We start from the raw sequence: 23,135 nt of genomic DNA, 5'->3' as shown, positions 1-23,135 counted from the left end.
TAGTGGACCGACTCAAATGAGAGATTGATGTGACCGCCGAGCTACGATCACAGCTGCCCATACGCCGATGGTCTTCGCTATCCGCCCAGGAGCGATATACCGCCCTGCGGCGTCCCGCGCAACGTAATACCCAGGCGCTGCATGAGCAGGTGCGCGAGATCATCCAGGAAGTGCGCAGCCGCGGCGATCATGCCTTGGTCGACTATGCGCGCCGCTTCGACGGCGTGGAACTCACGACGCTGGAAGTAACGCCCGCGGAGTTTGCCGCAGCGCAGACCTCGCTCGATGCGGTGCAGCGCCAGGCGCTGGAGCGTGCGATCGCCAATGTGCGACGTTTCCACGAAGCCCAGCGCGCTGAACCCATTCGGCTGGAGATCTCTCCGGGCGTGACGTGCGAGCGCGAGTTTCGTCCCATCGACGCCGTAGGGCTGTATGTGCCCGCAGGCGTGGCTCCCCTGCCCTCCACCGCTATCATGCTGGCAGTGCCTGCGCTCATCGCCGGTTGTCCGACACGCATTATCTGCACGCCGCCGCGCAAGGACGGCTCCGCCGATCCGGCCGTACTCACGGTTGCACGGCTATGCGGTATCGAGCGTGTATTCAAACTTGGCGGTGCACAGGCCATTGCCGCCATGGCTTACGGCACCGCCAGCGTGCCCAAGGTCGACAAAGTCTACGGTCCCGGCAATGCCTGGGTGACGGCCGCCAAGCTGTTGGTAGCGAACGATCCCGACGGCGCCGCGCTGGATCTCCCGGCCGGTCCCTCGGAAGTCCTGGTCATCGCCGATGAGCAGGCGCACCCCGAATTCGTCGCGGCCGACCTGCTGGCACAGACAGAACACAGTGCCGATGCGCAGTCGGTGCTGGTAACCACCTCCATGGCTCTGGCACAGGCTACGCTCGAGCAGTTGGCGGCGCAAATGCCCAGGCTCGAGCGTGAACGCACCTTGCGTGAAGCCATCCAGAATACGCGCTTGTTCCTGGTCGATTCGCTGCAGGATGCATTCGATCTCAGCAATACCTATGCACCCGAGCATCTCATCATACAGATCGCCGCGGCGCGTGCCTGGGTACCGCAAGTCCGCAATGCCGGTTCGGTCTTCCTGGGGGCCTGGACGCCGGAGACCATGGGGGATTATTGCAGCGGTACCAATCACGTACTGCCGACCTATGGGTTTGCGCGTGCCTACAGCGGCCTCGGGTTGGGTGATTTCCTGAAGCGCATCACCATCCAGGAACTCACGGCGGACGGTCTGCGGGATCTGGGGCCCACGGCGCTGACCATCGCGCACATGGAAGGTCTCGGTGCGCACGCGAACGCGGTCCAGGTACGTCTGGCCTATCTGGCAACCGTCCTCCCGGATGGCGTAAGGGCGGCCGCGCGTCCCGACACCCCGCTGCGCGGCTCCGAAGGCGCATGACGTCCACTGATACCGACATGTCCATAAACAAGAATCTCGCCCTGGCGCGTCCCGAGATCCGCGCGTTGCAGCCCTATCAGCATGCCGACTGGGCGCCGCAGCTGGAGCGCATGCATGCAAATGAAATGCCCTGGCGCGCCGGCGGCGACAGCTCGTGCCCGGGACTGAACCGCTATCCCGAGCCGCAACCCAAGGCTTTGATCGCGCATCTTGCGAATTTGTACGGCGTGGCAGCAGAGCAGGTACTTGCCGGACGCGGCAGCGACGAAGGTATCGACTTGCTGGTGCGTGCTTTCTGCCGTGCCGGCCAGGACAGCATCCTGATCTGCCCGCCGACCTTCGGCATGTACAAGGTATCTGCGTGCATCCAAGGTGCCGGCGTGATCGAAGCGCCATTACGGCGCGAGCGCAACTTCATGCTGGAAACCGCAGCGGTGCTGGCAGCCTGGCGGGAAAGCGTCAAGCTGGTGTTCGTATGCAGCCCCAACAACCCGACCGGCAACGCGGTGGATCGTCGGAGCATCGAAATCCTGTGCGAACGCCTGGACGGGAAATCCTTGGTCGTGGTCGACGAAGCCTATGTGGAGTTTGCCCGGGCAACCCCGATCACCGCCGCCGACGGTATGGTCACCTCCCCCCATGCCGCCAGCGTCACCACGCTGCTCGAACGCCATACCAACCTTGTTGTGCTGCGCACCCTGTCCAAGGCCTATGCCCTGGCTGGCGCACGTTGCGGCGCGCTGCTCGCTCATCCCGCCATCATCGCGCTGCTGGCCCGGGTGATCACGCCCTATGCGTTGCCGACTCAAACCGTCGATACCGTGTTGAGCTACACGGACGGCAGACATCGCGACGAAGCGGCACAACGTATCGATGTCGTGCTGAGTGAACGCGCCCGCCTGAGCGAACAGCTTGCCCGCTTGCCGCAGATCCGCAAGGTCTGGCCCAGCGAGGCGAACTTCCTGCTGGTGGACTGCGAGGATGCCGCCGCGGTATTGGACATCGCCGCGGGTGCGGGTCTGATCATCCGTGATACCCGCTCACAGCCCGGCCTGGACGGCAGCCTGCGCATCTCGGTGGGCACCCCGCAACAAAACGATCGGCTGCTGCGCGCGCTGGCCCGTGCCGGCGGTATCGATACCAGGCTTTTCGAACGCTCGGCAGAGCCGGCCGCGCGCCGCGCCCGCGTGCAGCGTACCACCCGGGAAACCGATATCACGATCGAAGTGGACTTGGATCGCGAAGGCGCCACCGAGATAAACACCGGTCTGGGTTTTTTCGATCACATGCTGGAGCAGATCGCGCGCCACGGCGGCTTCTCCATGCAACTGCGCTGCAAGGGCGATCTGCATATCGACGAGCATCATACGATCGAGGACTGTGCGCTGGCGCTGGGCCAGGCACTCAAGACGGCATTGGGCGACAAGCGCGGAATTCATCGCTATGGGTTCGTGCTACCCATGGATGAGGCATTGGCGCAAGTCGCGATCGATTTGTCGGGACGGCCGTACTGTGTTTTCGAGGGACACTTCGGCCGCGACCAGGTCGGCCAGTTGCCTACAGAGCTGGTGCCGCATTTCTTTCGCTCCCTGTCGGAGGCTCTGGGAGCCGCCATCAACATCAAGGTCGAAGGCGACAATACACATCATATGATCGAAGCCTGCTTCAAGGGCCTGGGCCGCACGCTGCGCCAGGCAATCCGCATCACGGATACCCAGTTGCCCAGCACCAAGGGGATGCTGTGACGCGCCTGGCCATCATCGACAGCGGCGGCGCGAACATCGCCTCCTTGCAGTTCGCGATCGACCGCCTGGGTGTGTCTTCCACGCTCACCACTGATGCGCAGGTGCTGCGCGCGGCCACGCATGTCATCCTGCCCGGCGTCGGTGCAGCCGCGGACTGCATGAGCCGGTTGCGCCAGGCTGGTCTGGTGGAAACGATCCGTACCCTTACCCAGCCTCTGCTCGGCATCTGCGTGGGCATGCAGCTGCTGTTCGAATCCTCCGAGGAGGGCGATACGGTCTGTCTGGGACTGCTGCCGGGGCGGGTGCGGCGGTTCGCCGGGCGGGCGGGGTTCCCGGTTCCTCATATAGGCTGGAACCAGCTCGAGTTCGATGCGGCGAATGCTGGCAATCCTTTGCTGGCGGGGCTGAACAGCGGAGACCATATGTACTTCGTGCATAGCTACGCTGCGCCGCCGGGTCCCGTGACGCTTGCCCGAACGACCTACGGCGAACCCTTCTCGGCGTTGGTACAGCAAGGCAACGTTCAAGGGGCGCAGTTTCATCCGGAACGCTCGGCGCGCAACGGTGCATGCTTGCTGGGCAACTTCCTGCGGTTGTGAGTCTGCGGATGCTTGGATCTTCATTTTGCCGATCGGGCTGCTGCATCGACTCCTGAACCCGCGGCACCGATCGGCACTACCGGCAGTACCCATCAGCACTACCAAATGCATCTGCTCTTTTTGAAAACTCATCCATCATGGAACTGATTCCCGCCATCGATCTGCGTCAAGGCCGCTGTGTACGCCTGTTCAAGGGGGATTTCGCGGCCGAGACCGTCTACTCCGATGATCCCTCGAGTGTGCTCGAGCGTTACCTGGCGCTCGGTGCCCGGCATGTCCATGTGGTGGATCTGGACGGTGCGCGCGACGGCACCCAGGCCAACCGGGATGCCATCATCGCGATGGCGGCGGATGTCCGGGTGAAGCTCCAGGTCGGCGGCGGCCTGCGCTCGCTGGCGCGGGTACGCGACCTGCTGGAACAGGGTGTCGAGCGTGCCGTGATCGGCAGCCTTGCCGTCACCGCACCCGGGCAGGTCAGCGAATGGATGCGCGAACTCGGCCCGCAGCGCATCGTACTGGCGCTGGATGTGCGTCTGGACGGAGCGGGCCGGCCGCTGTTGACCACACACGGCTGGCAGCACACCAGCGAAGTCGTACTATGGGACGTCCTGGAATCCTATCTGCAGGCGGGGCTGCGTCATGTACTGTGCACCGATATTGCACGCGACGGCGCGCTCAATGGTCCGAACCTGGCGCTGTATGCGCAGGCCGTGAAACGCTTCCCCGAGCTGCAATGGCAGGCTTCGGGCGGCGTGGCCGCGGGGAGCGATCTGTCGGCACTGCGCGAGTGCGGCGTCGCCGCCGTCATCAGTGGCAAGGCGCTGCTGGAAAACAAGATTTCACCTGAGGAGCTGCGGCCATTCTTGCCAAACGCATCATCCCCTGCCTCGATGTAAGAGACGGCCAGGTCGTCAAGGGCGTGCGCTTCCGCGATCACGTGGTCGTCGGCGGCATTCTGGAGCTGGCGCAACGGTACCGCGACGAAGGCGCGGACGAGCTGGTGTTCTACGACATCACCGCCAGTCCGCAGGACCGTTCGGTGGATCGCAGCTGGGTGCGCAGGGTCGCACGCATCCTGGACATCCCCTTTTGCGTCGCCGGCGGCATTCGCAGCGTGGCGGACGCGGAGCAGGTTCTGGGCGAGGGTGCGGAAAAGATTTCGATCAACTCTCCTGCGCTGCAGAATCCCGACCTCATCGGCGCGCTCAGCGCACGCTTCGGAGCGCAGTGCGTGGTGATCGGCATCGACAGCCAGACGCTGGACGGCGAGTACTACGTGTATCAGTTCACCGGCGATCCCGAGCGCACCCGCAATACCGCACGTCGCACCCTGGACTGGGTGCGCGAGGTCCAGGCGCGCGGCGCGGGCGAGATCGTACTGAACTGCATGGCCAGCGACGGTGTGCGCACGGGCTATGACATCGAGCAGTTGACCGCGGTGCGGCAGCTTTGTTCGGTGCCTCTGATTGCCTCGGGCGGCGCCGGCGCACCGGAACATTTCGCCGCGGTCTTCGAGCAGGCCGGCGTGGACGGCGCATTGGCTGCCAGTGTTTTTCATTCCGGCACGATCGCCATCCCCGATCTCAAGCGCGCGCTGGCCGCACGAAACATCGAGGTTCGCCCATGACGCCCCCATCCACGACGCCTTCCTCCACGACGACGCAGAGCATGACGCTCGAACGAGTGAGCCAGCTGGCCTGGAACAAGGGCGATGGACTATTGCCCGCCATCGTGCAGGATGCAGGCAGCGGCCAGGTGTTGATGCTGGGCTATATGAACAAGCAGGCTTTGCGCGCGACTTTGACCGATCGCCGGGTAACGTTTTACAGCCGTAGCAAACAGCGCCTCTGGACCAAGGGGGAAACCTCCGGGAACTTCCTGAAGGTGGTCGATGTCGCCGCGGACTGTGACCAGGACGCCCTGCTGGTGATGGCCATACCGGTGGGTCCGACCTGCCATCAGGGCACGCGCAGCTGCTTCGCGGATGCAGTGGCCAGCGAGGCCACCCGACTGTCTTTTCTGGCGCAGCTGGAAGCCGTCATTGCGCAACGCATCGGTGACCGTCCGGAAGGCAGCTACACGGCGCGGCTGTGGTCCCAGGGACTGAGTCGCATGGCCCAAAAGGTTGGCGAGGAAGGCGTGGAGGTTGCGCTCGCAGCGGTGACGCAGGCGGATGGCGCGCTGGTGAGCGAATCCGCCGACCTGGTGTTTCATCTGGCTCTGCTGTTGCGCAGCCGCGGGTTGTCGTTGACGAATATCGTACAGGAACTGGAAGGACGCCATGTCGCCAAACCCTGATACCCGCCGCGTCACTCGCAGCGGTACGGCATGAATCTTTCTGCAGTCATCGCTTCCAGCTAACCGGTGTGCGAATCTGCCGCCCGAGCGGGACTGCGGCACACTGTCGCCAGCTGGAAACATTGCAGCGTTGTCGGGAACAACTACAATGCAGGAACAATATAGTCCTCACTTCATCTTTCGAGGTAAATCCATGGCCGAGCTTCTGCGGAAGACAGTAGTCTATGCGTTGATCGTATCGCTGCTTGGACTGGGTTCGCCGATGACGGTGCAGGCCGAGATCCTCGGCACGCTTGCCGGCTTGGAGTCGACGCGGCGCGGCGCAGACCTGGAACGCATCGGTAATGTTCTGGCGCGAGAACAGGTCCGCGAGCAGATGCAGGCACTGGGCGTAAACCAAGCACAGATCGAGACGCGTCTTGCCGGACTCACCGATGCGGAGCTCAGGACACTTGCCGAGCGGATGGACAATATGCCGGCCGGTGCGGGTCTTTTCGAACTGATCGGGGTCGTATTTGTCGTGCTGTTGATTCTAGAACTCGTTGGCGTAATCGATATCTTCAAAAAAATCCCATAAATCTTTGCTGGAGATTTCGCTCGCTCATGAGACCTCGCTCATGAGACATCGCTCATGAGGCTGTTGCGCCACGCAGCGAGCGCGTGGCTGGTCATTGCAGTCCTGTGCGGCTGCGCCTTGCAGCCGACCAAGCTTACGACGGCGAACACCTCCGATTTGCCGGCGCAAGTGGAGCTGGCGCAGGTACCCTTCTTTGCTCAGCAGCAGTACCAGTGCGGACCTGCGGCACTGGCAACGGTACTGCAAGCTGCAGGCGTATCCGTCTTGCCTGGGGATCTGGTGGAGGATGTCTATCTTCCGGGCAGAAAGGGAAGTTTGCAGCTGGAACTTCTGGCTGCCACACGCCGGCGCGATCACGTACCGTATCTGCTTGCCGAGAGCCTGCCGGCTGTGCTCGAGCAGGTTGCGGTCGGCAGGCCCGTACTGGTCATGCAGAATCTCGGGCTGAAGGTTGCGCCTGCATGGCACTTTGCGGTGCTCGTCGGTTATGACCTGCAAGCACGAACGCTCATTCTGCGATCCGGCACGACGCGGCGCTTGGTGATCGGCATGGATCGATTCATCAAGACCTGGGCGCGGGCACAATCGTGGGGTCTGATCGTCCTGGCTCCGGATCAATTACCGAAGAATCCGGACCTCGAACGTTATCTGACTGCGGCTGCGGGCCTCGAAGCCGTCGGTCGGCTGGATGCCGCAGCTCAGGCCTATGCGAGTGCTCGTGCGCAGTGGCCGCATTCCGTCTGGCCGGCCGTCGGGCTTGCCAATATCAGCTACAGAAAGGGTGATCTGCGCTCTGCCGAGGACGGCTATGTCGGGGCACTCGCACTGGATGCCGACAACATCGTCGCCCACAACAATCTCGCCGAGATTCTTGCCGGCCGCGGATGCTTCGCAGCCGCACGCGTGCACATCGCTAGGGCTGCAGCCTTGGCGACAGGCACTACGCTGGAATCCGCCGTGGCGGCGACTGCGCAGAAGGTGGATACCGCGGCATCGTTTGTCGACGATGCCGCATGCCCGCAGCCCTAGATCATGAACTCCCGCGCCGGTTCACGCAGGTTGTAGCATGAGCTCATGGCCCGACCATAGGCACCCGCCGTGGCGATCAGCAGCACATCGCCTTCCTCGCTCGGCGGCAGCAGTCGTTCGGCGCCGAGTACGTCGCCGGACTCGCAGATCGGCCCGACCACGTTGACGATTTCCGTGGGCGCTTCCTCCAGGCGGCTCAGATTCAGGATTTCATGATGCGCGCCGTATAAGGCGGGGCGAATCAAGGAATTCATGCCGGTCGCTACGCCGATGTAATGCACCTCGCCCTTGCCCTTCAACTGTGTGACCTGCGCCAGCAGTACGCCGGCCTCCGCCACCAGATAGCGGCCTGGCTCGATCCACAGCGCCAGGCCGGGGTATGCGGCCCGAAGCGCCTCGATCATGGCGGCGAAATCCGCCAGCACGATGCCCGGTTGCCCCAGCCGTTCCGGTACTCCCAGACCGCCGCCCAGATCCACGATTCGTACGCTCTTCAAGCGTCGAGCCAGCGTCGCCAAGGTCGTGCCGATCGAAGCCCAGTTGTCGACGTTGAACACGCCGCTGCCCGCATGCGCATGCAGGCCGATGACAGTGACGCCCGAGGACTCCACCAGCGACTCCAGTTCGTCGAGTTCGAACATCGGCACGCCGAACTTGGAATGTACCCCGGCGGTACGCACCTTGTCGTGATGACCGCGGCCATGACCCGTATCGATGCGTATGAAAATTTCTCGGCCGGTGAACAAATTCGGCCAGGCTTTGAGCGGATACAGATTATCGAGCGTCAGCACGATACCCTGTTGCAAGGCCCAGGCGTACTCCGAGCGCGGAGCAAAGTTCGGAGTGAACAAAATCCGGCGGCGATCGATGTCCGGTAGAATATTCAGGACATGTTCCACTTCCCGTTGTGAAACGCACTCGAATCCCAGGCCCTGATCATGGAACAGCCGCAGTATATCGGGATGCCAGTTCGCCTTCAGAGCGTAGAATACCGCATCGATTCCCGGTAAGGCTTGGAGCGCCTCGGCCCGTGACTGCAGCGTGCTGCGATCGTATACGAAAGCCGCGCCATGCTCGCGCCCCAATGCCAACAGCTCCTCCCGGCGCTGATGCCACCATTGCCCTTCCGTACCCCGGACCTTGCCGATCGGGCTGTACAGTTCCTCCCAGGTGGGACCCAACACGCGATCCGCGGTCATCTTGCGAATCGCAATCTCATGCAGCCTGGCCACCAAGCGATCGCCTTGATCCTCGTCGATCACGAAAGTGATATTGAGATCGTTGGCAGCCTGGGTGACCAGGTAGATCTTCTGTTCCTCGAACAGTTCGAGCGCCTCGCCGAGACGGTGCAGAATCGCACGGATGTTGCGGCCTACCAGGCTGACGGCCGCGCATGGCCCGATCAGCTCGACCCGGCAGATCCGCCCGAGATCCAGGATCAGGCCGTCCATGGTTGCCTTGTCCATTGAATTGGCCGCCGGATCCAGCGAAACGGTGACGTTGGTCTCGGAGGTCGATACCAGGTCGATCGACAGCCCGTGATCCTTGAACACCTTGAAGGCATCAGCCAGAAAACCGACCGAATGCCACATACCGACGGTTTCCATCGTTACGAGCGTGATGTTCCTTTTCATGGTTACCGCCTTCACCTGCGCCGCGACATTGCCGCCGTGGGCAGTGATGACGGTGCCCTCGAGCTTTGGTGTCTGGGTCGCGAACACATGCAGGGGTATGCCGTACTGCTTGACCGGCATGACGCAGCGCGGATGCAATACCTTCGCGCCGCTGCTGGCGATCTCCTGTGCCTCGTCATATTCCAGGGAGCGCAGCAGACGGGCCGCGGGCACGGCGCGCGGATTGGCGCTGAACATGCCAGGCACATCGGTCCAGATCTCCAGGCGACAGGCTTGCAGCTTGGCGGCGAAATAGCTGGCCGAGGTATCCGAGCCGCCGCGGCCGAGCAGCACCGTCTCGCCCTTCTCGTCGCTGGCGATGAAGCCTTGTGAAATCCACACGCTACCCGAGGAAGACCAGCGTTGCTGAAGCAGGTGATCGGGTTCATAGGCGCAAGTGGCCGATAGATAGCTGGCGCGCAAGCTGGCGTGTGCGCGCGGCTCGGACTTGAGCACCGTGCGCGCATCGATCCACTGTACATCCAGCCCCTGTGTAGCCAGGAACGCCGCGCCGAGTCGAGTGGCCATCAACTCGCCCTGAGCCAGAACCCGGGCACGCAGGCGTTCGCTGACTTCTCCTACCAGTGCGACGCCCGAAGCGATCTGGCGCAGCCGCTTGAACTGTTCTTCCAGGTCGGGACTGGGAATGACACCCAGATCGCGAGCGAGATCGCGGTGACGCTGTTCGATCTGATCCATGACCGGCGCCCAATCGTTGCTGATGGCGAGGCTGAGCAACTGTTCCAGGCGGTCGGTGATGCCGGACAGGGCCGAGTGAACCACGAGCGGACGCAGGCCTTCGGCCAGGCGCTCACGCAGTACGTCGGCAATGTTTTTCCAGTTGGCCGCAGACGACACGCTGGTGCCGCCGAACTTGAGCACGACCCAGTTTGACTCGGTAGCGGGTGCAGCGCCAGAAACCGCCCCTGGCGAAGAATCAGCCAACCTCATTTGTGACCCCATTAGCGAATGAACCTGAACGAACCTGATAAGGCGGTGCCCGCCTGACAGCACTCTGCGGCACCCACCCGGAAATGCCCCGCCCTCGCGGCGCGCGACTCATGGATCGGAGGTGCACAGACCGAGCGGCCTGCACGGAGCCTCCTATTCTATTCTTTCTCGAGTCTATTCTTCCTCGAAGTCGTTCAGCTCTTTCTTCAGGCGTCGGTCGGCCAGAACGTCCTCGAGTTTGCTCCAGGCCGCCTTACCTTTCTTGACGGCTGCGGCCGTATTGGGCCGGCTGCGCCGACTCACGGTATCTATGAATTTGTCATAAGTTTGCACTTCGTCGTTGTCGGCGATGAAGTCATCATCGAGATCAAAGTGCCCGCTGTCTCTCTCCATTGTGAGGTTCCTGAGAAATTTCCTGCGAAATCAATGACATCAATGATCGGTGGGACTGGAAAGCCTGCGGACTATATACGAAGCACGGCGGTTTTCAATGGCCAGGGTCGGGCAGCCTGTCGCTCCGGGGATGTGGACAACGGTCAGGCGTCAAGGTTCGCTCCGATGCTCCCGCAGGATGATCCATTCAGCGGCGTGGAGCGCTGACAACGGCGCTGTCCGGTCCCAAGGACAACCGGACGCCCCAGCCCGTCCGGAGCATCAGCCCTCTACGATCGTCACGGGCGCCCCCCTTCCCAGGCCTAACGCCTCGGCGGCGCTTTGCTCGGCGCGGGCGATTTCCACGACCCCGAAAGAGTTGATCAGTCCCAGGTAATCCCCGGGCCGGACGTCCCCATAAGTGCGCCGCAGAGCGAATCGATGGCCACCGGTGCGCACAAGGGGCGTCTGGAACCCCTCGAGCAGCCGGGCATCGATATTGGTGATGAGATTGCCGAAATGATCGATGGTGATCACCACCCCGGCCACCTGTCCTTCGCTGACCACGGGTTCGTCGACCCAGGAAGGCACGATCTCGGTGATTTCCGGACCTAGATCCACAGGCGCCGCGCGGCCGGCGGCGATTTCGGCGGCGAGCGGCGCAAAAATATCCCGGCCATGAAACGTGGCGCTGGTTGGCGGTAGATTGAAGCGCGAAGTGACCCGCGGCAGATCCAGGCGATGAATCACCGCGGCACCGACTCGCGTTACGACCGGTGCCAGCAGGCCGTTATCCGGGGCCAGAAACAGGTGGCCGTCGGCCAGCACCGCGATAATGTCGCGTTTCGTGCCGACCCCGGGATCGACGACCGCCAGGTGCACTGTTCCTTGCGGGAAGTAAGAATAGGCTCGTGCCAGCCAGAATCCGGCCTCGGCTGGCCAATAGACCGGGACCTCATGTGTAACATCGATGATCCGGGCCTCGGGCAGACGCTCGAGGATGCGGCCCTTGACGGTCGCCACGAATGGTCCCTCATGGCCGAAATCGGTGGTGATCGTGATGATGCCAGCCGGAGTAAACATGACTTCGGCCTGGCGCCCGCGATGCTTCATTGTGCCTGTATTCCTGTTGGTGCGCTGCAATTCAGCCTCGACCCGCCTTGATCGCCGTCTCAGGTGAATCCTGCCGCCGGCGCATCCCCCTGTTGTGCATACCGCTCCTCGTTGCCGCCCGATCCTTCCGCCCTGTCGTCGACAGGACCATCGGCAGGCGCATTTTCGGCCTTGCACTCATGCGCCGATAGCCGCACCCGTACACAGTTGCGTCCGGTGCGCTTGGCATCATACAAGGCTGCATCCGCACGCTGCAGCATGGCGCTGGGAGTGTCTCCAAGCGCCAGCGACATGGTGACTCCGATGCTGACGGTGATGCGCCGATCCGCCGCCCAGCGCCGCGTGTCGATCGCCATGATCTGCTGACGGAATCGTTCTGCAAGCGCACATGCCTCATCGATGCGGGTATCCGGCAGCAGAACCACGAATTCCTCGCCGCCCAGCCGTCCGATGGAGGCCGGTTCGCGGATGCCTTCCCGCAGCCTCGCGGCCACGAGCTTCAACGCTTCATCGCCTTCGGAATGGCCGTGCTCATCGTTGATGCGTTTGAAATAATCGATATCGATGATGAGCAGTGAACAGCGGGAGGCGGATTGCTTCAGCAAGGCCGGCAGACGCGACAGTACCGCACGACGATTGGGTACGCCGGTGAGTTCGTCGGTCATCGCCAGAACACGCATGCGCCGCGTCGTGCGCCATTGGTGGATCGCCAAGGTCGCCAGCAGAACCGTCAGCATCGCGGTCAGAACGATGACGGCTGCTTGTAGATGACGTGCGCGGCGCGCCTGTGCCAAGGCGTTCTGATTCGCCAGGTTTTCGCGCAGCAGCAATGCGTTCTCCTTGTCTTTGCCGGCGGTATCGAACTCGACTTTCAAGGTGGCGAAACGCTGGTCGATCTGGTTGCGAAACAAGCGTTCCGCGGTTTTTTGCGCACTCAACAGCTGCAGATAGCCTTGCTGCCACTGACCCATGGCCGCCTGCACCGCAGCCAGCTCCGAATAGGTTGCGAGCAGTTCCTGGTGCGATTCGGCCTGCTCGAAAATATCCAGCGCATGGATCAGCGCCGCTGCACTTTCCGGCAATTCGTTCAAGTGGTGCAGTGCAATGCCGCGCGCGAGCTGGATCTGGGCGTCGAGCCGGGCATCGGGCGTCCGGCGCTGCAGTTCTGCGGCTCGATCCAGGATTGTCAAGGCGCCCTTGGGATCTCCCTGACCGATAGCCACGGAGGCAAGACCGCGCAGCGCATAGGCTTCGCCGCGCTCATACTTCAAGCCGCGTGATATCTTCAATGCCTGCTGAAACGCTTCCTGTGCATTATTCCACTGCAAAAGATTCTCATGAGCACGGCCCAGATTATGGAGCGTCACGCTGACTTCGCGATACATGCCCGCCGCGCGCTGCTCCTTCAGTGCCTCCGCATAGATATCACGTGCCTGGGCATAGTCCCCCATACGGTTGTACATGATCGCAATGCCGTTGAGCGAGGTCAGGGCATGATGCGGCAATCCAATCTGTTCATAGATCGCCTGCGCCCGCTTGAGATCCATCAAGGCGGCGGCATAGCGTGCCCGCAAACCCTGCAAGTACCCCCGCGAATACAAGGCCGCAGCAAGCATTTCCCGATCGCCGGTCTGTTCCGCTACCGCGACCGCCTGATCATACAGCTCTCCTGCCCGCTCGTTGTCGCCCACGGTCTCGAGGATGGCGCCCGCGCAGTTGAGCACACCGGCCTGCAAACCCTGCCGCTGCACCAGCGGCAGCAGTTCACGGGCCCGGCCGGCATGTGCCTCGGCAACGCCACGATCGCGCTCGGAGAAATAATCACACAACAACAGTTGGGCACGTATTTCGAGTTCAGCATCGGGTCTTTGTGCCAACAGCGCCAGCGCCGCCTGGGCGTCACGACGACTGCGCTGTGGGTCGGAGCGTACGGCAGCGGCAGCACGTTCGATCAATGCCTTGGCAGGATGCGTGCCGCTTGCTGCCGCAAGTCCGAGCATGTTCATGGATACGATCGGCGTAGAGCCGCCGGGCGGCGGGGCGATGAACGCGCCGGCCGATGCGCAGATCAACGCTATCGCTGTGCGCATCGGTGCTCGAGGCCGGATAAGGACCGGCAAACGGCGCAGGATTGCCTGCAGATGCGACAGATGGAGTTTCAAGGCACAGGATGTCGATCGTAGCGAGGAGGAAGCCGAATGGTATAGGGATCCGTCCACTATTAGCCAGCGTCACTGTCGCAGCGCCACGCGCATGGCGCCGCCGCCGCCGTACACAGCCCGCTCGAGCGCCTGCGTCCCGATGGCGGTATGCTTCTGGTTGGAAGTTCTTAACCGCAACACAGCCAGAGGAGGAGATTACTTTGTTCAGCCACATCATGATTGGAGCCCATGACGTTGCAGTTTCACGCAGATTCTATGATGCAGCGCTCGGTACCCTGGGGATAGCGCCCGGTGCGGTCGATGATCAGGGCCGGACCATCTATGCGACCTCGACGGGCATGTTTATGATCACCCGCCCCATCGATGGCCAACCTGCAACCGCGGCGAACGGCGGTACGATCGGCTTCAAGGCGGGCTCCCCTGAGGCAGTCGATGCCTGGCATGCCGCAGGCCTGGCCAATGGCGGGATCGCCTGCGAAAGTCCACCGGGGATACGTGAAGGCAGCTTCGGCCAGTTATATCTTGCCTATTTGCGCGATCCTGCAGGCAACAAGATTTGCGCGCTGCACCGCCTTCGCATCTGACGGCTGGCCGGGATCGCTGTCAGCGCGGGCGCTCGACAGCCGATCAACGAATCCTCGAATCCGCATGCCTCGCCGCGCTAAGGACAGCCGCGGCGAAACCGGTGGATATCAACTACACCCGGGCGCGCCGCGCCTGTTCCCAGGCCAGGGCGGCAAGCGTCGAAAACGATTGGGCGCGTTCGCGTGCATTGGCGGAAACGGCCGTACCGCGAGCTACCCGTCCCTTGATGCCGTGGAATATTGCGGCTAGACGAAAGAAGCTGAATGTCAGGTAGAAATCGTATGCGGGAATCGATATCCGCCCGGTGTGGCGGCAATAGCTCGCGATATAGTCTTGCTCGGAGGGAATATTGAGTGCCGCCAGATCGACGCCTGCCAGTCCCGCCACGATATTCGGCGGCATACGATACATCATGGCATGGTAGGCGAAATCAGCCAGCGGATGGCCCAGCGTCGACAGCTCCCAGTCCAGCACCGCGACGACGCGCGGCTCGAGCGGATCGAAGATCAGATTGTCGCAGCGATAATCGCCATGCACGAGGCTGGTTTCATCACCGGGAGGAATATGCGCCGGCAGCCACTCGATCAGCCGCTCCATGTCGGCGTTTCGCCCGGCTGCCGTATCCTCGATGTACTGCCTGGACCAACGGGAGATCTGCCGGGAAAAATACTCGCCGGTACGTCCATAGTCGGACAAACCGATGGCTGCGTAATCCACGCTGTGCAGGCGCGCCATCGTTTCGTTCATGGCGGCGAAATATGCCGGCCTTGCCTCGCGTGCCACCTGCGAAAAACTCGCATCCCAGAAAATGCGTCCCTCGATGAGTTCCATCACGTAGAACCATGTCCCGATCACGGCATCGTCGAGACATACGCCGTAGACCTGCGGTACCGGAAAGCCGGTGGAGCGCAGCGCACCCTGTACTTGCGCTTCACGCTCGATTGCATGAGCGCCCTTCAGCAATGCTCCGGGCGGCTTGCGGCGCAGCACGTAGGAACGAGCCGGCGTCACTAGCTTATAGGTGGGATTGGACTGTCCGCCCTTGAACTGCTCCACCGACAGCGGTCCCTGATAGTCGGCGATATGCTCGCTCAGCCATCCGTCCAGCCGCACCTCGTCGAACCGGTAGGCGTTCCGGACCGCCGAGGTGCCGAGATTGGCCTCCTCCATCGCCGTCACGCCGAACCTCGCGCCACAGCCTTGAGATGTTCGCGCTTGATCTTTTTTGCCAGCGACCACTTGTGCACTTCCGTCGGTCCGTCGTAAATACGGAATGCACGTACCTCGCGAAAGACCTGTTCGACGATCGCATCGCGGATGACACCGGTGCCGCCCATGACCTGGACGCAACGGTCGGCCACGCGAAACAGGGCATCCGCAACCGCCACCTTGGTCATGGAGCTCTCGGCCGTACCCAGGGAACCGCCATCGAGCACACCGGCGCACCAATCGATCATCAGCTCAGCCTGCTGCAGATCGATAAGGTTGTCGGCCAGCTGAAATCCCACGCCCTCATGATCGATCAGCAGCTGGCTGAAAGCCCGGCGCCTGCAGGCATAGGCGGTGGCGATCTCCTGGGCGCGGATGCATGCTCCGAGCCAGCGCATGCAATGCGACAGCCGCGCCGGAGAAAGCCGGACCTGAGCCAGTTTGAAGCCCTCGCCCGGCGAGCCCAGCACCTGGTCGTGGGGAATACGCAGATTCTCGATGGTAATCACCGCATGTCCCCCGGGCATCGAATTATCGATGGTGTCGAGAACACAATCGATCTTCAGCGCAGGATTGGGCAAATCCACCAGGAACATGGTTGCCGCAAGCTTCTCCGGCGTGCCGGTATTGGCCATCACGATGCCGATCTTCGCGCCTTTGACGCCGGTGATGAACGCCTTGCGGCCGTTGATGACCCAGTGATCGCCTTGCAACTCGGCACGGGTCTTGAGCATGGATGGATCGGAGCCGGCGCCATCCTCCTCGGCGGGCTCGGTCATGAAGAAGGCGGATCGGGCGCGACCCGCCACCAGAGGCTCAAGAAAGCGCTGCTTTTGCGCCGCGCTGGCGGTCTTTCCCAGCAGGAACATATTGCCCTCATCGGGCGCCATGGTGTTGCAGGCCACCGGCCCCAGCAACGACAAGCCGGTCTTCCTGAGCACCGTGGCCGTGTCCCGCTGGCTCAAATGAGTGCCGTCCGGACGAATATGCGGCGTCAGTACCCCTGCCGCTCGAGCCTTCTCTCGAAGCTCCATGACCAGTTCGTCGCTCGGGCCATGGCTGTCGCGGCGCGGATCCTTTTCGTACGGGATGACCACCTCCCGGATGAAGGTCTCCACCTTGTGGGCAAATTCGCGGATATCTTCTGTCATGGTTTCACTCCGGTCGGGCTCGGATTGTCGGGATCGTTGGGCGGCTCAAAGGATCAAAGACTGCTCACCAGGTGGCCGCCGTCGATGACCAGCACGGAACCGGTCATGAAGCTGGATTCATCGGACGCCAGCAGCCGCAACGGTCCGTCGAGTTCCTCGAGTCGGCCCAGCCGCCGCTGTGGAATCCGCCGGAGCATCGCCTTGCCTTGTGCAGTGCTCCAAAAATCACGGTTGAGATCGGTTTCCAGATAGCCCGGCGCAAGCGCGTTGACACGAATGCCGAAACGCGCGAATTCCAACGCCAGAACCTTGGTCATCTGGATGACTCCAGCCTTGGAGACCGCGTAGGGCAGGATATTGCCCGCCTGCCGCAGTCCGGCGATCGAAGCAATATTGATGATCGAACCCGCCCTCCCCGCAGAGCGCATGGCTCGGCCTGCCGCCTGCGCCACCAGGAACATGCCCTTGAGATTGGTATCCATTACGGCATCCCAATCTTCCTCGCGCTGCTCCAGCGCGGCGGCGGAATGCACTACGCCGGCATTGTTCACGACGATATCAACGTCGCTCAGCACGGGCTCCAGCGCCCTTACGCCGGCGGAATCAGTGACGTCGAGCTTGACGCAGGTGGCAATGCCGCCGGCGGCATTGATTTGCTCCGCCACACGCTTCAGCGTGTCTTCGCGGCGCGCAGCCAGAACGAGGTGTGCGCCGGCGCGCGCGAGCACTTGTGCAAAATGCGCTCCCAAGCCACTGGATGCGCCGGTGACCAGTGCCGCCTTACCCGACAGGTTAATCATTACAGACTGTCCTAATCTGAGTGTCCTAATCTAGCAGGATTAGATTGTGGAACAATTTAATGATACAATCAAGCCTATGGTTAATCGAGCTACATCTTCGCCCGTGCATGACACCCGCTTATCCGTCACTTCCCGGGGATCGGTGCCGGTCAGTGCATCGGAACGCGTATCGTCCGGCATCATGCGAGACTTGGAGCAGCAGCGGCTGGTTCCCGGCCAGCGGCTGATCGAAACTGAAATTGCGCAGCGTTTCGGCGTTGGCCGCAACGCGGCACGGGAGGCCATCCAGCGGCTCGCAGCTATGGGGATCGTGGATCTCAGCCGCAATCGCTCACCGTCGATCCGGCGGCTGACGCTCGAGGAAACGCTGGACGTGCTGGAAGTTGCCGAGGCGATGACGGCCTTGCTGGCCCGTCTCGCCGCGCGAAACTTCGACGGCCTCGTGCATCTGCCGCGAATGCAGGCTGTGCTGTCCGAAATGTCGGATTGTGCACTCAGTCGCGATCCCGACGCGTTCAGCCGCATGAGGCGGCGTTTCTATCGGGCCTTGCTGGACATCGCCGCCAATGGCGAGCTTGATCGGCATTTCGGCGCGATGAATATGCACATCGTCTATTTACAGTATCGCTCCTCGCTCCTCCAGGATGCCCGCTTCGAGGATTACCGGAGGATCTGCCAGGCGGTCATTACTGGAGATGCCCGTAGCGCCGAAGCCGCCGCCCGGCAACACGTCAGGCGTGTGCGACACCTGATCCAGGAACTTTCGGCCGCCGCCAACGCCGCGGCATCGCTCGAGTAATGCCCGGACATTGAAGGCCGTTCGGACAGGCCTTGGGGTGGACTTTGCCCGGCACGATCTTCGCGATCTTTATATTTCCGGCGCGGTCGGTGCGGTCGGCTTCTCGACCGGAATCTCCGTCATGGTCGCCTCCGTCAGCAAAAGCACACCGGCGACCGATACGGCGTTCTCCAGTGCGATGCGTACGACCTTGGTCGGATCGATGATGCCAGCCTCGAACAGATCGACGTAGCAGTTGCGCGCAGCATCGAAGCCGATATTTGCGGGTGCTTCGAGCATCTTGTTCACGACGACGCCGCCGTCAACGGCGGAGTTCACGGCGATCTGACGTGCCGGCGCATCCAGTGCACGCTTCAGGATCTGCACGCCGGTGCGTTCGTCGCCCTCGCATTGCGCTTCCAGAGCGCCGACACCGGCAATGCATTTGAGCAGCGCCAGCCCGCCACCGGCAACCACGCCCTCGGCAACGGCCGCCTTGGTGGCGCTGATCGCATCATCCAGTGCATCTTTCTTTGCCTTCATTTCCGACTCCGCCGGAGCGCCCACGCGGATCACGGCTACGCCGCCGGATAGTTTTGCGAGCCGTTCTTCCAGTTTTTCCTTGTCGTAGTCGCTGGCCGCCTTGTCGATCTCGCGGCGGAGCTGCGCCAGGCGCGCTTGGATTGCCTTGTGATCGCCGGCACCGCCGATGAGGGTGGTACTGTCCTTGTCCACCACGACGCGCTTGGCACGCCCAAGCTGCTGGAGGGTCACATCTTCCAGTTTGAAGCCCAATTCCTCGGAAATGAGTTGGCCGCCGGTCAACACCGCCATGTCCTGCAGCATGGCCTTGCGCCGGTCGCCAAAGCCGGGCGCCTTCACGGCGGTGCTCTTCAGCACGCCGCGGATCTGGTTGACGATGAGGGTCGCAAGCGCTTCGCCTTCGATTTCCTCGGCGACGAGCAGGATCGGCCGTGCACTCTTGGCAACCTGCTCCAGCAGCGCGATGAGATCCTTCATGATGTTGATTTTGCGATCGGTCAGCAACACGAAAGCGTCCTCGAGCACGGCTTCCATCTTGTCCGTATCCGTAACGAAATACGGCGACATGTAGCCGCGATCGAATTGCATGCCTTCGACGACTTCGAGCGTGGTTTCGGTGGTGCGCGACTCTTCGACCGTGATTACGCCCTCCTCGCCGACCTTCTCCATTGCCTCGGCAACCAGCTCACCGATCGCTTGGTCATTATGGGCAGAGATGGTCGCGACCTGCTCCTTCTCCGCGGCTCGCGACCGGACGTGACTGTTCCTTGAGCGCCTCCACCGCCGTCCTGAGCGCACGATCCAGCCCACGTTTCAGATCGATGGCACTTGCTCCCGCAGTGACGTTACGCACGCCGTCGGCGAGGATGGCATGCGCCAGAATGGTCGCGGTACTGGTACCATCACCGACCACCTCACCGGTTTTTTCTGCCGCCTGACGCAGCATCTGCGCACCGAGATTTTCCTCGGGGTCGCTCAATTCCGTTTCCTTGGCAATGGTCACGCCGTCGTTGCACACCAGCGGCGCTCCCCAGGATCTTTGGATAAGTACGGATTTTGACTTCGGACCCAGGGTGATGCGCACTGCATCGGCCAGCTGTGTGGCGCCACGCAGGATCTTGTCACGAGCGGCCGACTGGAAACGGATTTGTTTGTGCGCCATATGCGTACTCCCGAAGCCCCCGGCGAATTATGCCGGCCGGTGCTACCGACGGCCTTAGGGAAAATATGCATGAGTCTGCGTATTCCTCCCTGCGGCCCAGGCTACTGCCGCAGAGCGCGCCGAGCAGGCAACCGCTTGTCGCCGGTATGCTCCGGCGCCCATGCGGGAATCGTTTGATGGTGCGCATCCGGCATCGAGTCGCGGGATTCCTCCGTGGACATGACCGCGCCGGCATGCGCATACTCGGGATCAGCACCAATCGCCGGTACGATCACCTCTGAGCGGATTTTACGGGTAGAGGGATGTAGAGAAAGATGCGTTTCAAGATGTGTTTGATGGGGATTTTTTTTGCGCTGTGGGCGGCTCCGCTGGCGTCCCAGGCTTTCGACCTTGCGCAGGCCGAGCACCTCTTCGAGCAGCACTGCGCCGTCTGTCATGGCGCCGATCGTGGCGGTTACATCGGTCCGGCGCTCAATCGTGACGAGACCACGCTCACGCGGGCGCAGATCGCCGGAAAGATCCTTGCCGGCGCACCGCCCACGCTGATGCCGCAACATCCCTCCTGGCGCGGTTCACTGAGTTCGGCGGACAACAAGATCCTTGCCGAACTCATCGCCACCCAGCCGAAGCGCAGGCTGAACTGGAGCCTCGCCGAGGTGCGCGCATCGCTGCAGGTGCTCGTCGCTGATGAATCCATGCTGCCATCCGCCCCTCGCTACCGGATCGACCATATCGATGATCTGATGGGTGTGGTTTCACGTGGCCGGCATTCGGCCGGCCCGGAATCCAAAGTTCTTTTTTATGACGGGCGCAGGCATCGCAAGGTCGGCGAGGTTCCCACCGGTTTCGCGCCGCATTTGCTGGACTTTCATCCGACCGAACCGCGCTGGGCCTATGTGCGCGATGATGCCGGCTGGGTGCACAAGATCGATCTTTATTCGATGCGGACGGTGCGCAAGGTGCGCGCGGGACTCAATGGTACGTCTTTGGCCGTTTCGCGCGACGGGCGCTACGTAGCTGCGGGATCCTATGTCCCGCACACGATGGTGATCCTGGATGCGGCGACGCTGGAGCCGCGACGCCTGATCGAGCTTCGCGGAGTCGATCCCGAGGGCCGAATGGTCGAGGCCGATGCCGGCATCATCACGGCGACGCCGTTTGCCAACTGGTTCGTGGTGGCGCTCGAGCAGGCGGGACAGGTATGGATCATCGATCTTGACGAGCCGGATCTGCCGATAAAGACGGTAAGCGATGTCGGTCGCCACTTGCACGACGGTTTCCTTTCGCCTGACGGACGCCATTTCGTCGTTTCCTCGTATGAGGATCATCTGAATGCGGTGATCGATCTGGCCGAAGCACGCATCGTTCGCAAGATACCCGCCGGCTGTCAGCCGCATCTGGGCTCAGGCGCGGTGATCCGCTGGAATGAACGTCTGCTCGGCATCGGCACCAATATCGGCGAGGCAGACTGTCGAAGCTACGAAGTGACGGTTTTCGATATGAACAGCTTCGAGGTGGTAAAGCGTATTCCCGTCATCGGCCCGACCGAATCACCGGCAGCGCATCCGAACGCCCCCTTCGTGATCGTCGATATCGTCGGCACCGGTCCGAACGCAAACAAGTTGCAGTCGGTATCGCGGTGACCGGAGCCTCGGAGCACCTGGTGGACAGCTGGTGATCTTCGATTCGCACACGCTGAAGCGCGTGAAATCGATTCCGGTGGATGTATCGGCGGGTGTTTTCTCGCGCGTCCGGGCACGTACGGTCGTGGTCGGGCTACAGCCGCCGGTACCGTAGCGCTCGTGCCGCGTGCCGCATTACGCGGCACGTAGGATAGACGGTACTTTCAAGCCGGCGCAGGCCCTTCCTCCCTGAGCGGTGCCGTCCTCCTGGGCGGAGGCCCGTCCTCTGGCAATCTCGTGTAGCCGTACTTGATACGCGTCTCACTCAAAAGGCGCGGGCCGCGGCGTCATATCGCTCGAGGGCGGCAGGATCGGCAGGATGACCTGCGGCTGATCGCCGGTGAGTGTTTTCAGGAACGCGACGATGTCGGTATTTTCTTGCGGCGTGAACTTCCGGCCCAGTTGGATACGGCCCATGATATCTACCGCCTGGCTCAGGGTGTCGGCTGCCCCATCGTGGAAATACGGATAAGTAAGCTCCACGTTACGAAGCGTCGGCACCTTGAAATTGAAGCGATCGGCATCCTCGCCGGTGACCGCGATGCGGCCTTCTTCCGGATTATCGGTCGTATAGGGCTCGACGATACCCATTTTCTGGAACGAGGTGCCGCCGAGATTCGGCCCATGGTGACAGGCCACGCAACCGCTGTTCCTGAAGAGCTGATAGCCGTTCAGCTCCTGCGCGCTGATCGCATCATCATCGCCCTCGAGCCACTTGTCGAAACGGGCGTTCGGCGTCACCAAGGTTTCTTCGAACGCGGCAATCGCCTCCGTCACTTCAGTGATGGTAAATTGCTCGGTGCCGAACACCGCGCGAAACTCTTCGATGTATTGTGGAATAGAACGCAGCATATCGATGGCTAGATCATGTGTGAACGCCATCTCCTTGGGATTGGCGATCGGTCCACCCGCCTGTTCCGCAAGACTCTTTGCCCGGCCGTCCCAGAATTGGGCGACGTTCAAGCTGGAATTGAGCACAGTGGGCGAATTGATCGGGCCCATCTGCCATTTGTGGCCGATGGAGGTCTTCAGGTTGTCCGAACCGCCCATGCTCAGGTTGTGACAGGAATTGCAGGATATGAAGCCCGAACGCGACAGCCGCGGATCGAAAAAGAGTTTTTTACCCAGCTCCACTCGCGCCGGATGGCGAATCTCCGTCGCCTGGATCGGCGAGACCGGTTCGGCGGTCCGCGTGGATGCCGGCGAGTGCGTAGATGCCAGCGCGACGGTCATGGCCAGCAGCCACGCGCTGCCGCGGCCTATTGCAGAGATATTCATTTCGAGG

General features: G+C 62.1%; 20 protein-coding genes and 1 pseudogene. 12 read left to right on the top strand and 9 right to left on the bottom strand.

Going from position 1 to position 23,135, the window contains the following annotated elements; all coding sequences use genetic code 11:
* Window positions 1-29: 29 nt before the first annotated feature.
* The 8 genes from hisD (at window position 30) to ACG33_RS07610 (ending at window position 7,669) form a co-directional block, all read left to right on the top strand.
* Window positions 30-1,421 (top strand): histidinol dehydrogenase, encoded by a 1,392-nt coding sequence (gene hisD / locus ACG33_RS07645; protein ID WP_210399219.1) that lies wholly within the window; start codon window positions 30-32, stop codon window positions 1,419-1,421.
* Between the two features lie 17 nt (window positions 1,422-1,438).
* On the top strand, window positions 1,439-3,166 hold the full coding sequence (hisC, locus tag ACG33_RS16055) for a histidinol-phosphate transaminase (protein WP_157071705.1): 1,728 nt from the start codon (window positions 1,439-1,441) through the stop codon (window positions 3,164-3,166).
* Window positions 3,163-3,765 carry an imidazole glycerol phosphate synthase subunit HisH gene (gene hisH / locus ACG33_RS07635; protein ID WP_066920094.1) on the top strand — a complete coding sequence of 201 codons (603 nt, stop codon included), beginning with the start codon at window positions 3,163-3,165 and terminating at the stop codon, window positions 3,763-3,765. Before hisC ends, hisH begins: the two co-directional genes overlap by 4 nt.
* Window positions 3,766-3,902: 137 nt before the next feature.
* Window positions 3,903-4,661 carry a 1-(5-phosphoribosyl)-5-[(5-phosphoribosylamino)methylideneamino]imidazole-4-carboxamide isomerase gene (hisA, locus tag ACG33_RS07630; RefSeq protein WP_066920093.1) on the top strand — a complete coding sequence of 253 codons (759 nt, stop codon included), beginning with the start codon at window positions 3,903-3,905 and terminating at the stop codon, window positions 4,659-4,661.
* A complete protein-coding gene (gene hisF, locus ACG33_RS07625; protein ID WP_066920092.1) occupies window positions 4,625-5,392 on the top strand; it encodes an imidazole glycerol phosphate synthase subunit HisF in 768 nt (255 codons plus the stop codon). Before hisA ends, hisF begins: the two co-directional genes overlap by 37 nt.
* A gap of 41 nt (window positions 5,393-5,433) precedes the next feature.
* Window positions 5,434-6,063 (top strand): bifunctional phosphoribosyl-AMP cyclohydrolase/phosphoribosyl-ATP diphosphatase HisIE, encoded by a 630-nt coding sequence (hisIE, locus tag ACG33_RS07620; protein ID WP_083536565.1) that lies wholly within the window; start codon window positions 5,434-5,436, stop codon window positions 6,061-6,063.
* 193 nt (window positions 6,064-6,256) lie between these two features.
* The gene (locus ACG33_RS07615) at window positions 6,257-6,640 is read left to right on the top strand and encodes a PA2779 family protein (protein WP_066920090.1); all 384 of its coding nucleotides are present in this window, start codon (window positions 6,257-6,259) and stop codon (window positions 6,638-6,640) included.
* 54 nt (window positions 6,641-6,694) lie between these two features.
* The gene (locus ACG33_RS07610) at window positions 6,695-7,669 is read left to right on the top strand and encodes a PA2778 family cysteine peptidase (RefSeq protein ID WP_066920089.1); all 975 of its coding nucleotides are present in this window, start codon (window positions 6,695-6,697) and stop codon (window positions 7,667-7,669) included.
* Here the strand turns inward: ACG33_RS07610 and ACG33_RS07605 are convergent.
* From ACG33_RS07605 to ACG33_RS07590, 4 genes are all read right to left on the bottom strand, one after another.
* Window positions 7,666-10,224: a bifunctional aspartate kinase/diaminopimelate decarboxylase gene (locus ACG33_RS07605; RefSeq protein ID WP_210399218.1), complete on the bottom strand. Its 2,559-nt coding sequence runs from the start codon at window positions 10,222-10,224 to the stop codon at window positions 7,666-7,668. The two genes, ACG33_RS07610 and ACG33_RS07605, sit on opposite strands and share 4 nt — an antisense overlap.
* A gap of 243 nt (window positions 10,225-10,467) precedes the next feature.
* Window positions 10,468-10,686: a hypothetical protein gene (locus ACG33_RS07600; protein ID WP_066920088.1), complete on the bottom strand. Its 219-nt coding sequence runs from the start codon at window positions 10,684-10,686 to the stop codon at window positions 10,468-10,470.
* A gap of 261 nt (window positions 10,687-10,947) precedes the next feature.
* Window positions 10,948-11,778 (bottom strand): SAM hydrolase/SAM-dependent halogenase family protein, encoded by an 831-nt coding sequence (locus ACG33_RS07595; protein WP_066920082.1) that lies wholly within the window; start codon window positions 11,776-11,778, stop codon window positions 10,948-10,950.
* Window positions 11,779-11,837: 59 nt separating this feature from the next.
* The gene (locus ACG33_RS07590) at window positions 11,838-13,868 is read right to left on the bottom strand and encodes a diguanylate cyclase (RefSeq protein WP_157071703.1); all 2,031 of its coding nucleotides are present in this window, start codon (window positions 13,866-13,868) and stop codon (window positions 11,838-11,840) included.
* Between the two features lie 272 nt (window positions 13,869-14,140).
* Between ACG33_RS07590 and ACG33_RS07585 the strand changes: the two genes are divergently transcribed.
* On the top strand, window positions 14,141-14,524 hold the full coding sequence (locus tag ACG33_RS07585) for a VOC family protein (protein ID WP_066920078.1): 384 nt from the start codon (window positions 14,141-14,143) through the stop codon (window positions 14,522-14,524).
* 112 nt (window positions 14,525-14,636) lie between these two features.
* On the opposite strand, the gene ACG33_RS07580 is transcribed toward ACG33_RS07585, so the two are convergent.
* The 3 genes from ACG33_RS07580 to ACG33_RS07570 are packed head-to-tail and all read right to left on the bottom strand — an operon-like array spanning window position 14,637 to window position 17,685.
* Window positions 14,637-15,695, bottom strand: a complete 1,059-nt coding sequence (locus tag ACG33_RS07580) for a phosphotransferase (protein ID WP_066920076.1) — start codon at window positions 15,693-15,695, stop codon at window positions 14,637-14,639.
* Window positions 15,696-15,700: 5 nt separating this feature from the next.
* Window positions 15,701-16,885, bottom strand: a complete 1,185-nt coding sequence (locus ACG33_RS07575) for an acyl-CoA dehydrogenase family protein (RefSeq protein ID WP_066920075.1) — start codon at window positions 16,883-16,885, stop codon at window positions 15,701-15,703.
* 53 nt (window positions 16,886-16,938) lie between these two features.
* A complete protein-coding gene (locus ACG33_RS07570) occupies window positions 16,939-17,685 on the bottom strand; it encodes an SDR family NAD(P)-dependent oxidoreductase (RefSeq protein ID WP_066920074.1) in 747 nt (248 codons plus the stop codon).
* 181 nt (window positions 17,686-17,866) lie between these two features.
* On the opposite strand from ACG33_RS07570, the gene ACG33_RS07565 reads away from it, so the two are divergent.
* Complete coding sequence (locus tag ACG33_RS07565; protein WP_210399216.1) at window positions 17,867-18,484, top strand: GntR family transcriptional regulator; 618 nt, start codon at window positions 17,867-17,869, stop codon at window positions 18,482-18,484.
* Window positions 18,485-18,553: 69 nt separating this feature from the next.
* Here ACG33_RS07565 and groL read toward each other — a convergent pair.
* A pseudogene (gene groL, locus ACG33_RS07560) lies at window positions 18,554-20,168 on the bottom strand (chaperonin GroEL).
* Window positions 20,169-20,482: 314 nt separating this feature from the next.
* Here groL and ACG33_RS07555 point away from each other — a divergent pair.
* Together ACG33_RS07555 and ACG33_RS16900 are read left to right on the top strand one after the other, a co-directional pair.
* Window positions 20,483-21,811 (top strand): nitrite reductase, encoded by a 1,329-nt coding sequence (locus tag ACG33_RS07555; RefSeq protein ID WP_066920072.1) that lies wholly within the window; start codon window positions 20,483-20,485, stop codon window positions 21,809-21,811.
* Window positions 21,812-21,842: 31 nt separating this feature from the next.
* Complete coding sequence (locus ACG33_RS16900; RefSeq protein ID WP_257721749.1) at window positions 21,843-21,965, top strand: hypothetical protein; 123 nt, start codon at window positions 21,843-21,845, stop codon at window positions 21,963-21,965.
* Window positions 21,966-22,111: 146 nt separating this feature from the next.
* Here the strand turns inward: ACG33_RS16900 and ACG33_RS07550 are convergent, their stop codons facing one another.
* Entirely contained in the window at window positions 22,112-23,083 is a 972-nt protein-coding gene (locus ACG33_RS07550) for a cytochrome-c peroxidase (protein WP_066923008.1), read from the bottom strand.
* Window positions 23,084-23,135 lie beyond the last annotated feature (52 nt).

Origin of the sequence: Steroidobacter denitrificans (assembly GCF_001579945.1) — a bacterium.
Classification (GTDB): Bacteria; Pseudomonadota; Gammaproteobacteria; order Steroidobacterales; family Steroidobacteraceae; genus Steroidobacter; species Steroidobacter denitrificans.
The sequence above is the reverse complement of the archived record's forward strand: the minus strand, read 5'-3'. Positions and strand labels throughout refer to the sequence as shown.

Coding starts and splice junctions, on each gene's coding strand:
- hisC (WP_157071705.1), top strand. CDS start 1,439: ATGTCCATAAACAAGAATCTCGCCCTGGCGCGTCCCGAGATCCGCGCG.
- hisA (WP_066920093.1), top strand. CDS start 3,903: ATGGAACTGATTCCCGCCATCGATCTGCGTCAAGGCCGCTGTGTACGC.
- hisIE (WP_083536565.1), top strand. CDS start 5,434: ATGACGCTCGAACGAGTGAGCCAGCTGGCCTGGAACAAGGGCGATGGA.
- ACG33_RS07615 (WP_066920090.1), top strand. CDS start 6,257: ATGGCCGAGCTTCTGCGGAAGACAGTAGTCTATGCGTTGATCGTATCG.
- ACG33_RS07610 (WP_066920089.1), top strand. CDS start 6,695: ATGAGGCTGTTGCGCCACGCAGCGAGCGCGTGGCTGGTCATTGCAGTC.
- ACG33_RS07600 (WP_066920088.1), bottom strand. CDS start 10,686: ATGGAGAGAGACAGCGGGCACTTTGATCTCGATGATGACTTCATCGCC.
- ACG33_RS07595 (WP_066920082.1), bottom strand. CDS start 11,778: ATGAAGCATCGCGGGCGCCAGGCCGAAGTCATGTTTACTCCGGCTGGC.
- ACG33_RS07590 (WP_157071703.1), bottom strand. CDS start 13,868: ATGCGCACAGCGATAGCGTTGATCTGCGCATCGGCCGGCGCGTTCATC.
- ACG33_RS07580 (WP_066920076.1), bottom strand. CDS start 15,695: ATGGAGGAGGCCAATCTCGGCACCTCGGCGGTCCGGAACGCCTACCGG.
- ACG33_RS07575 (WP_066920075.1), bottom strand. CDS start 16,885: ATGACAGAAGATATCCGCGAATTTGCCCACAAGGTGGAGACCTTCATC.
- ACG33_RS07570 (WP_066920074.1), bottom strand. CDS start 17,685: ATGATTAACCTGTCGGGTAAGGCGGCACTGGTCACCGGCGCATCCAGT.
- ACG33_RS07565 (WP_210399216.1), top strand. CDS start 17,867: ATGCGAGACTTGGAGCAGCAGCGGCTGGTTCCCGGCCAGCGGCTGATC.
- ACG33_RS07555 (WP_066920072.1), top strand. CDS start 20,483: ATGCGTTTCAAGATGTGTTTGATGGGGATTTTTTTTGCGCTGTGGGCG.
- ACG33_RS07550 (WP_066923008.1), bottom strand. CDS start 23,083: ATGACCGTCGCGCTGGCATCTACGCACTCGCCGGCATCCACGCGGACC.